Source organism: Trichloromonas sp., assembly GCF_041583255.1.
Taxonomy (GTDB): domain Bacteria; phylum Desulfobacterota; class Desulfuromonadia; order Desulfuromonadales; family Trichloromonadaceae; genus Trichloromonas.
The window spans coordinates 1-12,270 of the sequence record NZ_JBFHGD010000097.1; the positions used below are offsets into that span (position 1 = coordinate 1).

The 12,270-nt window shown below is 61.8% G+C and carries 12 protein-coding genes; 5 read left to right on the plus strand and 7 right to left on the minus strand.

Going from position 1 to position 12,270, the window contains the following annotated elements:
* Positions 1 to 43: 43 nt before the first annotated feature.
* Complete coding sequence (locus ABYV89_RS09320; protein ID WP_432822680.1) at positions 44 to 700, plus strand: hypothetical protein; 657 nt, start codon at positions 44 to 46, stop codon at positions 698 to 700.
* Positions 701 to 793: 93 nt separating this feature from the next.
* Here the strand turns inward: ABYV89_RS09320 and ABYV89_RS09325 are convergent, their stop codons facing one another.
* The 5 genes from ABYV89_RS09325 to ABYV89_RS09345 all read right to left on the minus strand — a co-directional run bounded on the left by ABYV89_RS09325 (position 794) and on the right by ABYV89_RS09345 (position 7,432).
* Positions 794 to 1,237, minus strand: a complete 444-nt coding sequence (locus tag ABYV89_RS09325) for a hypothetical protein (RefSeq protein ID WP_432822681.1) — start codon at positions 1,235 to 1,237, stop codon at positions 794 to 796.
* Between the two features lie 556 nt (positions 1,238 to 1,793).
* Positions 1,794 to 2,684, minus strand: a complete 891-nt coding sequence (locus tag ABYV89_RS09330) for a hypothetical protein (RefSeq protein WP_432822682.1) — start codon at positions 2,682 to 2,684, stop codon at positions 1,794 to 1,796.
* Between the two features lie 460 nt (positions 2,685 to 3,144).
* Positions 3,145 to 3,369: a hypothetical protein gene (locus tag ABYV89_RS09335; protein ID WP_432822683.1), complete on the minus strand. Its 225-nt coding sequence runs from the start codon at positions 3,367 to 3,369 to the stop codon at positions 3,145 to 3,147.
* 54 nt (positions 3,370 to 3,423) lie between these two features.
* Complete coding sequence (gene priA, locus ABYV89_RS09340; RefSeq protein ID WP_432822684.1) at positions 3,424 to 5,619, minus strand: replication restart helicase PriA; 2,196 nt, start codon at positions 5,617 to 5,619, stop codon at positions 3,424 to 3,426.
* A 616-nt stretch (positions 5,620 to 6,235) separates the two neighbouring features.
* On the minus strand, positions 6,236 to 7,432 hold the full coding sequence (locus tag ABYV89_RS09345) for an FprA family A-type flavoprotein (RefSeq protein WP_432822685.1): 1,197 nt from the start codon (positions 7,430 to 7,432) through the stop codon (positions 6,236 to 6,238).
* 136 nt (positions 7,433 to 7,568) lie between these two features.
* Between ABYV89_RS09345 and ABYV89_RS09350 the strand changes: the two genes are divergently transcribed.
* Complete coding sequence (locus tag ABYV89_RS09350; protein WP_432822686.1) at positions 7,569 to 8,426, plus strand: metallophosphoesterase; 858 nt, start codon at positions 7,569 to 7,571, stop codon at positions 8,424 to 8,426.
* Between the two features lie 13 nt (positions 8,427 to 8,439).
* On the opposite strand, the gene aroF is transcribed toward ABYV89_RS09350, so the two are convergent.
* Together aroF and ABYV89_RS09360 are read right to left on the minus strand one after the other, a co-directional pair.
* Positions 8,440 to 9,450: a 3-deoxy-7-phosphoheptulonate synthase gene (gene aroF / locus ABYV89_RS09355; protein WP_432822687.1), complete on the minus strand. Its 1,011-nt coding sequence runs from the start codon at positions 9,448 to 9,450 to the stop codon at positions 8,440 to 8,442.
* A gap of 23 nt (positions 9,451 to 9,473) precedes the next feature.
* Entirely contained in the window at positions 9,474 to 10,634 is a 1,161-nt protein-coding gene (locus tag ABYV89_RS09360) for a pyridoxal phosphate-dependent aminotransferase (protein ID WP_432822688.1), read from the minus strand.
* 153 nt (positions 10,635 to 10,787) lie between these two features.
* Between ABYV89_RS09360 and ABYV89_RS09365 the strand changes: the two genes are divergently transcribed.
* The 3 genes from ABYV89_RS09365 to truD form a co-directional block, all read left to right on the plus strand.
* Positions 10,788 to 11,096, plus strand: coding sequence for a c-type cytochrome (locus tag ABYV89_RS09365; RefSeq protein WP_432822689.1), 309 nt, complete (start codon positions 10,788 to 10,790; stop codon positions 11,094 to 11,096).
* 79 nt (positions 11,097 to 11,175) lie between these two features.
* Entirely contained in the window at positions 11,176 to 11,877 is a 702-nt protein-coding gene (gene trmB, locus ABYV89_RS09370; RefSeq protein WP_432822690.1) for a tRNA (guanosine(46)-N7)-methyltransferase TrmB, read from the plus strand.
* The coding region (truD, locus tag ABYV89_RS09375; RefSeq protein ID WP_432822691.1) for a tRNA pseudouridine(13) synthase TruD at positions 11,870 to 12,270 on the plus strand (401 nt) is incomplete at its 3' end. The genes trmB and truD, both read left to right, overlap by 8 nt.

A 12,270-nucleotide genomic window follows, 5' to 3' on the forward strand; every position in this document is an offset into this window, starting at 1 on the left:
CCGAGAGGCGGTCGCCGAAGAATAATCAGACAGGAGGGATGCGATGAAAAGCTCTTACAGGTTCTGGCTGGGTCTGGTCGGATTGGTCCTGGCCGGCTGGCCCGGTTCGGTCGGTGCGGAGATGCTGGTCTACACCGGCACCATGAAAGCGGTCGAGTACAATTACGCCCCGACCGATCCCTTTGGCGAAAAGTGGGGGCCGTTTCAGGACAAGATATACGTGCTGATCGACTACGACCGGGCCACCGACACCATCACCGAAGCCTTCGCCTATACCTACTGGAAGAATCCCGACAGCAGCAGCTGGGAAGCCTTGCCCTACCGCCTGCACAACCTCAAGCCGGTGTTCGCAGTGGTCAAGGGCAAAGCATCGACCTGCGTTTTCTCACTGGATATCCACAATGACGCCAGTGTCCCGGCGGCCTGGTCGCTGGAGGGGAAAGTCAGCACCCTGGATCTCGGGACCGGACCACTTGACGTCGCCGCCGCCCTCAAAGGCGTCGTGATCGACAACACCCCTTATTTCGCCACGGGCAGCATCAGCACCGGCCAGCTCCAGCTGCGCCTCGACCAAAACCTGAGCCGCGAGGCCAACCTGAGCGATTGGGATTTTCTGACCCTGCGCAACGTGGTGAAGGACAGACTCATGAACCTCGGCGTCAACATCTGGTGGGATCCGGAAACCAACCCGCCGACCTGATGTACCCATTAACGGAACGCAGAAAGGCCCGGCGATTGCCGGGCCTTTCTGCGTCAACCTTGAAACAAAACAGGCAAAATATGAAAGCATCGGCTATTCGAGTTGTCGCAGACTCTCCTTGGCGTACTTGATAAGCTTGCGGTTGGAGGTGCCGGCGACTACCTTGCGCAAGGTTTCGGCGTATTGTTTTTTCCCGGAAGCCGCCAAAGTCTTGCAGAGCCAGGCCATGGCATCGATGTGGACCCGGTCGGTCATATTGCGGGTATAGCCGTTGAGCAGCTCCCTGTTGGCCACCTGAAGCACATGGGGGTCGCGCGAGTACGACCTGCAGGCCAGCTTGGCCGCGTCCCGACGGACACCGGAGCTGGACGCCTGCAGATTACGAACGACCCGCGCCACGTCGGGCGGCATGGCAGGCGGACTCGGTGCCGTCGCCGCTGCCGGCACAGAAACAACCGTTTGGGTTTCCTCAGAGCCGCCGCCACATCCGGCCAGGGCAAGGAGAAGAATAACCAGAAAAGGCCTCCACTTCATCATCGACAACCCTCCCTTCCCGGGGGCAAACCGGGGTGCGGCTGCCCCAATCGAGTCAACATTAACTTTCTCACTTTACAACAGTCGCAGCTTCGCCTCAAAGCATTTAATAGGACTGCTTCCACAGGGAAACTGCTGCGTGCCCCACTTAAGTCTCTTCCCGAAAGAGGTGACACACAGCGTCCAGACCGCTTACCTGACATGACAGCGAACCACGTTTGAGGGGGCAAGATAGAGGTCGTGGCAGACAGGTCTTGTGGCCATTGTGGCAGCTGACCTTGATGCTTGAGACGGCCCACCTGGCCACGCCCTGCAAGGGAAGGGGCTTGCAAAGGCGAATTGCCGTCGCCTGTTGGCCCAGAACGGCGGCGCCCCCCTTAAAGACGCTTCAGGCCGGCAATGACGCGAGGGCTTCGTTTCAAATTGTCAACGCAGGTTGAGACATTGCGCCAGGACACCGCAGGAAATACTATATTGAAAAGCTCATCCGGGGGAGGTCCCCCGGATGAGCCAACGACTAAGGTCTAGCGATCCGGCTACCTGTCTGCTTTCAGCCAGATCATTCCATGATAATATCGATCAGTTCCTCACGCTCACCGGTCACCACGTCTACCGCCAGCACCAGGCCGACCCCCGGGGCATAGAACTTGTTCTCCAGCATCTCCGGCTCAAGGGGATTCCACTCCTCGGTCTTCAGGGTCGTGAACGTTCCGGGAGGATGCGGTACGGTGACCTCCTCATCCCGGGCGACGACCCGGGCCATGTCCTCGGCTTCACCCAGCAGAAATTCCTGCCGATAGACATCCCCGACCATCGGGTCGGCCAGCATAACGATGCCTGGCTTTGCCCCATCGACGCCGGCTTGCCACGACCCATCCAGGTTGTTCAATTCACCATCCTCGTAGTTCCTGGAAAGTTCGCCGAAATACCAGACGTTGCCAAGCATATCCTGGGCGTACCAGTCGAGGGTCTCTTCCACCAGTTCACCGTCGATAGTAACGGTATCCTCGACCTCGACACAGGTCACACCGAGGATTTCCTTGGTCTCGGCAGTGACCTTCACCTCAATTCGCTCTTCCCCCTTCTGATAAACCATGGTTGTGCCCGGAACCAGGGGCAGGAAAGGATTGTCGATGCCGACAACAAAGTCGGCCGGGTCGATCTGCGGATCGTAAGGGTCTTCGCCCAGAGCATCACAGACATCCCGCCTTGCAGCAAACTGCTCCCGGCAACTGACCGCGTTATCCTTCCGTTCCGGTTTGGCCTCCCTCAGGCAGTCTTTACGCTCGCTCACATCCGAAAGATTGTCGCACTTGCCAACGGCAATCCAGAAATCATCCAAGGTCGAAGCGTAGCATGCCTTGAATGCGGCAACCGAGGTTGCCGTGCAAAGTTTTTTACTTTTGGCGGCCTGTGCCCAGCCTCCGGTCAGGACCAGTAAACCGGCCACCCATCCCCCAATGGCAAGCAATCGGAAAAAACTTGACCAACGGGACGTAACTGTTTCTCTCTGAAATTTCCTCATCGCGTTCTCCTTCACCATTTGGGTCCGCGCACCACTCTGCGTAGACCAGGGCTGAAAATTTCACTTTACCCTGCCCCGAGGGAGACACAAGGAGACTTGATGACATTTGTTTAATCATTAGCTTAAAAGGACGACTTGCCTGGGCGTAAATGATTATAACCAGGGTGAGCAAAGGGACCAGGCGGAGCAACCCATGCAACTCGGCGGAAACAGCAGCCTCCGGAAACCTCCCCGCCGCCGAGAGCTTATCCGTTTCCAAACGCAGCAAGGTCCGGCGATTGCCGGACCTTGCTGCGCCAGACCTTGCTGTAAACCGGCTCAGGCCGACAGGCGATGCCCTCTTAAGACTTCGACAATGCACCCCCAAAACTCAGCAGATCCAGTCTTACCATCTCTGTCCTGGGCCGAAATAATTGCCGAGACGCCGCCAGAGATGCTCGGATTGACGCTCTCGCCGCAGATCCCGGATAAAAAGGAGTGCGATCAGAACTACGGCGATCATCAAAAGAACATCCTCTTCCACAATATGCAAAAAGTGCATGAGGATTGCAGCAAAAGCCGCAACAATCCCTGCAATGGCGTCCCAGTCGTATTTCAGAATTCGTTTCATCGGCACTCTCCTGTTTACCAAGAAAAAGAGAGCTACACAGACCAGAAACTGAAGCTACAGCATATCCACCGGATCGACATCGACCGTCAGGCCAACGCCGGCGGGGATCTGTTTCCGCAGCTGCGGCAGGCGCAGCAACAGCCGGCGCAACGGCAGGCGGGTCGGGGCTTTGAGCAGGATCTGCACGCGAGTCTTGCCGCGCAAGCGGGCCAGCGGACAGGGGGCCGGGCCGAGCACTTCGACCTCACCGACGGCGTTCTGCAAGGCAGTCGTCAATGCTTCGGCGGCTCGGGCCACCTTCTGGCCGTCGTTGCCGGAGAGGACCAGGTTGACCAGGTGGCCGAAAGGGGGATAGTCGAGCACCTCCCGGAAGGCGATCTCCTGCCGGTAAAATTCCTGGTAATCGTGCTGCGCCGCGCAGGTCAGGGCATAGTGGTCGGGCGAATAGGTCTGGATGAGAACCCTGCCTTCCAGCTCGCCGCGCCCGGCCCGGCCGGCGACCTGGGTAAGGAGCGAGAAGGTGCGCTCGGCGCTGCGGAAATCGGGAAAGTTCAGGGTGGAGTCGGCGTTGACCACCCCGACCAGGGTGACGCCGTGAAAGTCGTGCCCCTTGGCGATCATCTGGGTGCCGACCAGGATGTCGATCTCGCGCCGGGACATCTGCTCCATCAGCTGCTGATGCGCCCCCTTGCGGGTGGTGGTGTCGCGGTCCATACGGGCGATGCGGGCGTCGGGAAAGCGTTCGGCCAGCTCGGTTTCGAGCCGCTCGGTGCCGACCCCCTCGGGGAGGACGTTGCCGCCATTGCAGTTGGGGCAGAGCTCGGGGGGCGCCTGGATGAAGTCACAGTAGTGGCAGCGCAGCTGGCGCCGCTCCTGGTGAAAAGTCAGGGTGATCTCGCAGTTGGGACAGCGGAAGGTGGTGCCGCAGTCGGAGCAGAGCAGGTAGGGGGCGAAGCCGCGGCGGTTGAGCAGCAGCAGCGACTGCTCGCCCCGCTCGAGGGTCAGCTGCAGCGCTTCGGCAAGCGGCTCGGAGAGGTACTCGCCGAAGGGGGTGGCCTTCATATCGACCAGTTCGACCTGCGGCAGCGGCCGCTCCAGCACCCGGCCGGAGAGGGCCAGCAGGCCGGTCTGCCCGCTTTGCGCCCGGTGAAAGGTGGTCACCGCCGGGGTGGCGCTGCCGAGCAAAACCACCGCCCCGGCCATCTGCGCCCGCAGCAGGGCCAGGTCGCGGGCGTGGTAGCGAAACCCCTCCCCCTGCTTGTAGCTCGCCTCGTGCTCCTCATCGATCACGATGATGCCGAGGTCTTGCAGCGGCGCAAAGACGGCGGAACGGGCACCGATAACGATCTCCACCTCGCCCCGGGCGATGGCCCGCCAGGCGTCGTAGCGTTCGCCGTCGGAAAGCCCGGAATGGAGGACCGCGATGGTCGCCCGGCCGCCGTCGAAGCGACTGCGGAAACGTGCCACCAGCTGCGGGGTCAGGGCGATCTCGGGGACCAGCACCAGGGCCCGCCGCCCCTGCGCCAGGGCCGTCTCGATGGCCCGCAGGTAAACCTCGGTCTTGCCGCTGCCGGTTACTCCGTGCAGCACGAAGGGGGCGAAGCTGCGACTTTCCAGCGCCGTCTCGATCTCGCCGAGCACCAGCGCCTGCTCGGTGGTCGGCTCGGGAACCACTTCGACAGTGACCGGCAGCGACAAAAACGGGTCGCGCAGGCGCTCTTCTTCGGTTTCGGTCAGATATGCCAGCTCGACCAGCCGGCGCAGCGCCCCGTAGGGGGTGGCAACGGATCGTCGCAGTTCGCTCAGGGCCAGCGGCCCTGACTGACGAACCAGGGCCAGCACTTCTTTCTGCAGGGCCCCGGCCGGCTCGCCGGCGAGATCGGTGGCGGTGTAAATCTTTTCCCGCAGGATCGACACCGACCCACCGCGCCCGGAGAGGCCGGCCGGCAGGGCGGTGCGGACCACCTCACCGATGGGATGGCAGTAGTACTCGGCGGCGCGGGTGAAAAACGGCACCATTTCCGCAGCAAAGAGCGGCGCAGCATCGAGCACCTCAGAAATCGCTTTGAGTCCCGCCGGGTCCCCTTCGGTCAGCGCCAGCAGATAGCCGACCACCCGCCGCCGCCCCAGCGGAACCTGCAGGCGCATCCCGACGACGGCCGTTTCCCGCAGAGAGTCAGGAACCAGGTAGGAAAGCGTTTTTTCAATCGGGGCGGCAACCGCCACGGTGGCGATGAGAGAGGTCGACATCGAAATCCAGATCAAAATACGAAAGGGAAACTGAATAAAAGCCAGAAACCGGCGGGTCGCGTCCCGCCAGACGCCTTCCTTTTTGTCCAAGCCAACAAAAAGGAAGCAAAAAATGGCTCCCTGCCGGGGGCATGAAAAGCTCTGGTGCGGCTGGCGTCGGTTGCCGTTACCGTTGTCCCGATGCCGGCGGCCGTTCTTCGTAGCGCATCTGCAACCGACGGTGGTGAATTCAGCAGTTTTCCGGGCTGAGCAAACACCGGGCTGCTGGGAAAGCAAAACCTGCGTGGTTCAAGGTTTTTACCCAAAAAAAGCAATTGCAGCAACGGGTGTCCAAGCACTGCAGGTGACGCCTCGACACGCGTTAGCGCACGGGGAGGGGCCACGAAGCGGTAATGGATTCATCATTACCAACGGTGTTTGGAACTCTGCCAGGAACGACAGTAATGCCCCACGCAGTGGAAAGTTTCTTTTGGTTACTTTTCTTTGCGCTCAAAGAAAAGTAACCCGGCTGTCGGGCCGGGACCCGACGGTTTTGTTTTAAAGTTTTTGCCAAACCGACGGCAAAGGAAAGGGGCCGGCCAAGGCCGGCCCCGTCCATCAGCAAAGAAAAAAACGCTTATTTATCGCCGAGCAGGGCCGCGCCGATCTGTTCACCCAGCCCTCGGCAGGCGGCAATATCCGCCTCGGTGGGGGTGAAACGGTAATGCAGGCCCGGCGCCGCCAGGGTGTATTTAAGCCCGACCAGGCGCTCTTCAATCAGCTTGACCGCCTCGCCGCTCCAGCCGTAAGAACCGAATACCGCGCCGATCCGCCCCTTGGGGGTGACGGTGGAGACCAGCGACAGGGCCTGCCATACCTGCGGCGGCGCATCACGGTTGATGGTTGGCGTGCCGATCACCAGGGCATCGGCACACTCGAGTTCGTCGCGAATTGTCCCGGCGGGGGTGCCGTAAATCGCCAGTTCGACCACTTCGACGCCGCGGCTCTCCATCCCTGCGCGAACGGCGGCTGCCATGTTGCGGGTATTGCCGTGGGGCGAGAGGGTCAGCAGCAGCGCCCGCTTGCGCCCGGTTTCCGGCGGGGCGGCCGAAAGGGTACGGTAACTGGCAATGACCGACTTCGGGTCGCGCCGCCGCAAGGGGCCGTGCGACGGGCAGATAACCTGGATATCCAGCCCCTCGACCTTGGCCACCGCCTCGCGGATTTTTTCCTTGAAGGGCCGCATGATGGCGTCGTAGTAGCCAATGAAGTCGGAAGAAAAATCCGGCACCTCATCATCGAAGAGGCTGTCCCCGCAGAAATGCGCCCCGAAGGCATCGCAGGAAAAGAGCAGCTGCTGCTCGGGCAGGTAGGTGAACATGGTATCCGGCCAGTGCAGGTTGGGGGCGAGCAGAAAACGCAGGGTCTTGCCGCCCAGGTCGAGCTCCTGCCCTTCGGCGACCACCCGGGTTTTCATCGGGATATCGTAGAGCTGCTTGAGAAAATTCTCGGCCGGCTTGGTGCAGTAAATCTCGATGTTCGGGTTGCGCTCAAGCAGGGCGCCCAGGGCGCCGCAATGATCGGGCTCGGTGTGGTTGACCACGAGCAGGTCGATCTGCTCGAGGGGGACCAGCGAGGCGACCCGGTCCAGGTAATCCTTGGTGAAAGGAGCCTTTACCGTATCGATCAGCGCGACCTTTTCGCGGCCGCGCACCAGGTAGGCGTTGTAGGTGCTGCCGTTGCTGGTGGGAAAAAGTTCGTCAAAATCCCGCAATTCTGGATGCTTGGCCCCCAGCCAGTAAACCTCGGGGGCAATTTCCGTGATTCCGATCATGGGAGAAAACCTTTCTTTGGACATTTTGTGGCGAAAAGAGGTATTTCGGGTTAGAATACTCCATCCATCTGCGGCTGACAAGGCGGGACTCCCAGGTATACGACCCTCATCCCGGCAACAAAAGACCCCTTAGACCATGAACCAGACAGACCAACCAAACAATAACAACGCCGGGAAAATGTCGCGGCGACGGTTTCTGGCGGCCGGCACCCTCGGCCTCGGCGGCCTGGTCGCAGGCGACGCCCTGCTGCGCGAACCGCATGCCTTCAAGATCGAGGAGATCGCCCTGCCCGTGGCGAAAATCCCGCCGGGGCGGGAACTGCGGCTGGTTCACATCTCCGACCTGCATATCCGCGCCTTTCACGACTATTACCAACGGGTGGCCGATGCCGTCAACGCCCTGGCCCCGGAAATCATCCTGATTACCGGCGACTTCCTCGAAAAAGACCGCAATCTCGCCGATGTGCGCCGGTTTCTCGAACTGCTGCAGGCCAGCAAAGGCATCTATGCCGTGCAGGGAAACTGGGAATACTGGGCCCGCCTCGAAGGGGAAAACATGCGCCGGCACCTGGCCCGGGCCGGCGTCACCCTGCTGATCGACCAGCGGCACGACCTGGATGTGCGCAAGGTGCCGATCTCGGTGCTCGGCCTCGACTACCCTTCGCCGGTCGATCGACTGGAAAAACTGCAGCAGCAAGCCGACCCCTCGCGGGTCAATCTGCTGCTGTCCCATGTGCCGGCCTTCCAGCACGAGGAACTCGACGGCCGCATCGACCTGATCCTCTGCGGCCACACCCACGGCGGCCAGGTCCGTATCCCCTTCGTCACTCCGTATTACCTGCCGCGCTTTTCCGGCGCCTTCGTCTCGGGAATGTACCGGGTCGGACCGACCGCCACCCCCCTCTACGTCACCCGCGGGATCGGAACCAGCCTCTTTCCGGTGCGTTTCCTGTGCCGTCCAGAAATCACCCTGCTGCGCCTGCACGCCACCTGAGAACCCCCTCTCGTCAGTACCCCAGGTAGGTCAACAGACCACCGATCTCCTTCATCAGCTCGGCAAAACCGTCGCCGGTCAGACTCTGGGCGCCGTCGCAGAGGGCTTTTTCCGGCTCGGGATGCACCTCGATCATCAGCCCGTGGGCGCCGGCGACCAGGGCCGCCTTGCTCATCACCGGGACCAGCGCCCGCACGCCGGTGGCGTGACTGGGATCGACAATGATCGGCAGGTGGCTCAGCTTGCGGATCAGCGGCACCACTGACAGGTCGAGGGTGTTGCGGGTGGCCTTCTCGAAGGTGCGGATGCCGCGTTCGCAGAGGATCACCTGGCTGTTCCCCTCGGCGACGATGTATTCGGCGGCGGCGAGAAATTCTTCGATGGTGGCGCTCATCCCCCGCTTGAGCAGCACCGGGTGGCGCAGCTTGCCGACCTCCTTGAGCAGGTCGAAGTTCTGCATGTTGCGGGCGCCGATCTGCAGGATGTCGGCGTAGCGGCAGACGTCGTCAAGCTGCTCGATGCGCATCACCTCGGTGACCACCGGCAGCCCCGACTCGTCGCCGGCCAGGCGCAGGTACTTCAGCCCCTCGATGCCGAGCCCCTGAAAGGAATGGGGACCGGTGCGCGGCTTGAAGGCGCCGCCGCGCAGGATGTGGGCGCCGGCCGCTTTCACCACCTTGGCGGAGGCCAGCATCTGGGCCTCGCTCTCGATGGAACAGGGGCCGGCCATGACCACCGGCGGATGGCCGTCGCCGACCTTGACGCCGCCGATCTCAACCACGGTCGACTCCGGATGGAAATCCCGCGACACCAGTTTGTACGGCTTGCTGACGTGGATGCACTCGCGTACCCCGGGAAGTTCGCGGATGCCGCTGTCGTCCACGTACCCCTGGTTGCCGAGCACACCGATGGCGGTGCGCATGCTGCCGGGGATCGGCGATGCCTTGAGGCCCATCGCCTCGACCGCCTGCTCCACGGCTCGGATCTGTTCATTGGTGGCACTGTGATGCATGACAATCAACATGGACGTTCTCCTTGGTATTGAATTCAGTCGGTCCGCTGGCGGAGAAAAATCTCCAGACGATCGAGGGCCTTCTTGATGTTTGGCAGCGAATTGGCGTAGGTGAAGCGCAGGTAGCCCTCGGCCCCGCTGCCGAAATCGATGCCGGGGGTCAATGCCACCCCGGTCGCCTCGAGAATGGCCAGGGCCAGCCGCTTTGAATCGCCGTCGATGTGGCGGGCATCGGCCAGCACGTAAAACGCCCCGACCGGGCTGCCGGCGACCTTCAGCCCCATTTCATTGAGGCGCTGAACCAGGTAACGGCGGCGGGCATCGTACGCCTTGCGCATGTGCTCCACCTCCTGCCGGCACTCTCTGAGGGCGGCGATTCCGGCCCGCTGGACGAAATGGTTGGCGCAGATCATGAAATTCTGGTGCAGGCTCTGCAGTGCCCGGATGCATGATGGCGGCGCGATCAGGTAGCCGAGACGCCAGCCGGTCATGGCGTAGGTCTTGGAGAAGCCGCCAAACACGAAGGCGTCTTCGGTGAATTCGAGGATGCTGTGTTCCTCCCCCTCGTAAGTCAGCCCGTGGTAGATCTCGTCGGAGATGATCGGCACCGGCAACTGTGCCAGCCGCTTGAGCTGGTCGCCGGAGAGCACCGTACCGACCGGGTTGGAGGGGGAGTTGATCAGCACCCCGCGGGTACGCTCCGTGAGCAGGCCTTGGACAGTCTCCAGCCGGGGCTGAAAACCGTCCTCAACCCGGGTGCGCAGCCACTTCGGCTGCCCCCCGGCGAACTGGATGAAGTTGGGATAGCAGGAATAGCCCGGGTCGGGGAGGATGATCTCATCTCCCTCTTCGAGCAGGGCGGAAAAGAGCATCTGCATCAGCGGGCTGGTGCCGGCCGAAACCAGGATGCGGCCGGGGTCGACGTCGACCCGGTAGCGCCTGAGGTAATGGGCACAAATCGCTTCGCGCAGTTCAAGCAGCCCCAGCGAATGGGTGTACGAGGTCGCCCCATCGCGCATGGCCGTAACCGCGGTTTCGACAACCGGCCCCGGGGTGGGAAAGTCGGGCTCGCCAAGGCAGAGGTAGATGATTTCCCGGCCGGCGGCCTCCAAAGCCTTGGCCTGCTCCATGACCTCCATGGCCAGAAAGGGCGTCACCTCGAGACAACGTCTGGAAACGGGAATATTCACTGGCATCCTCCACAAAAGTGACCGGCTGCAAGCAGCGGAAAACGTGTCAGCTTAACGACCGCTGAGAAAGATTTCAACTTTTTTCCCATCGGGCGGGTTTTCCCGTCGCCGGCGATCATGTATGCTTGCCGGAATCACCCGGAAAGGACGCTGCCCACAATGAACGACGTGCTGAAACGACCGGTGCTGGCCTTGCTCGTCCTGCTGCTGATGCTGCCGGCCGGCGCCCGCAGCGCACCGCTGGCGGGCCAAGATTTGTTCAAAGCGCTGGGCTGCCGGGGCTGCCACCTGGCCGGCGCCAGCGGCGGCAGTCGCGGTCCGGCCCTCGACGGCCTCGGCAAGCGGCTTTCTCCCAAACAGCTGCGCCAGATCCTGAGCGTACGCCGAGAGGCCTCGGTAATGCCCTCCTACGGTCACCTCACCGAGGCGGAACTGGCGGCCCTGTTGAACTACCTGCAGTCCTTGTAGCTCCGGCCGTCATTGAAATATACCGGCCGCTATGCTAGATTGCCAGGTCGATTACATACCATTAGTAAAGGATTGCTTCATGACTCAGAGGGTGATCGAAATAACCTCGCCATTCTTCATCCCTCGGCAGCGCCTGGAAGATGGTGCGCGCCTGGATGAATTTTTCGAAAAAGACCAGCCCCTGGCCCTGGAGATCGGCTGCGGCATCGGGGATTTCATTATCCAGTTAGCCGAACAACAGCCGCAGGTCAATTTTCTGGCCATCGACATCTACAACAAGGGCTGCTACAAAACCTGCAGCCGGATCGAAACGGCCGGGCTGACCAACGTGCGGGTGATGCGCATCGAGGCGAGATACCTGCTGACCCATTTTTTCAGCGCGGACAGCCTGGCGGCGGTCTACATCAACTGCCCGGACCCCTGGCCGAAAAAGCGGCATCGCAGCCGGCGCCTGGTCAACCGCGACTTCGTGCAGACGCTCCTGTACTACCTGAACCCCGGCGGCGACTTTTATTTCAGCACCGATTTCGACGACTACGGCGAATCGGTCGCCGAGCTGATGCCGACAGTGGAAGGCTATATCAACGCCCTGGATACCGGCTTCGCCCGCAGCCTGCCCGGCTACCCGATCTCCAAGTACATGCGCCGTTTTTTACAGAAGGGCCAGGAGATCTACTTCGTCCACTGCCGCAAGGCCACCCAGATCCGCCCAGAGGCCCTGCAGCGTCCCGCTATCGACCCGGGCTTCCGGGTCCGCTGGAGCCGCGCCGAGAATGAGTAGCTACCTGACCGCAACGGTTCCGGGAACCGGCGGGACCATCAAGGAATCGCCGGAAGACTTCCTGGTCGAGGAAATCCCCCTCTACCCCCCCTGCGGCGAAGGGGAGCACCTGTACCTGCTGGTGGAAAAGGAAGGGGTTTCCACCCACGATATGCTGCACCGCCTGGCCAAAGCCCTCAAGGTGAAGGAACGGGAGATCGGCTATGCCGGCCTCAAGGACGCCAAGGCCCGCACCCGGCAGACGGTGTCGATCACCGGGGTCAAACCGGAGCAGGTCAAGGCCCTCGAGTTCGAGGACATCCGCATTCTCGACGCCCGCTTCCACGGCAACAAGCTGCGCCTTGGTCACCTGGCCGGCAACCGCTTCACCATCCGCCTGCGCCGGGTCGCGCC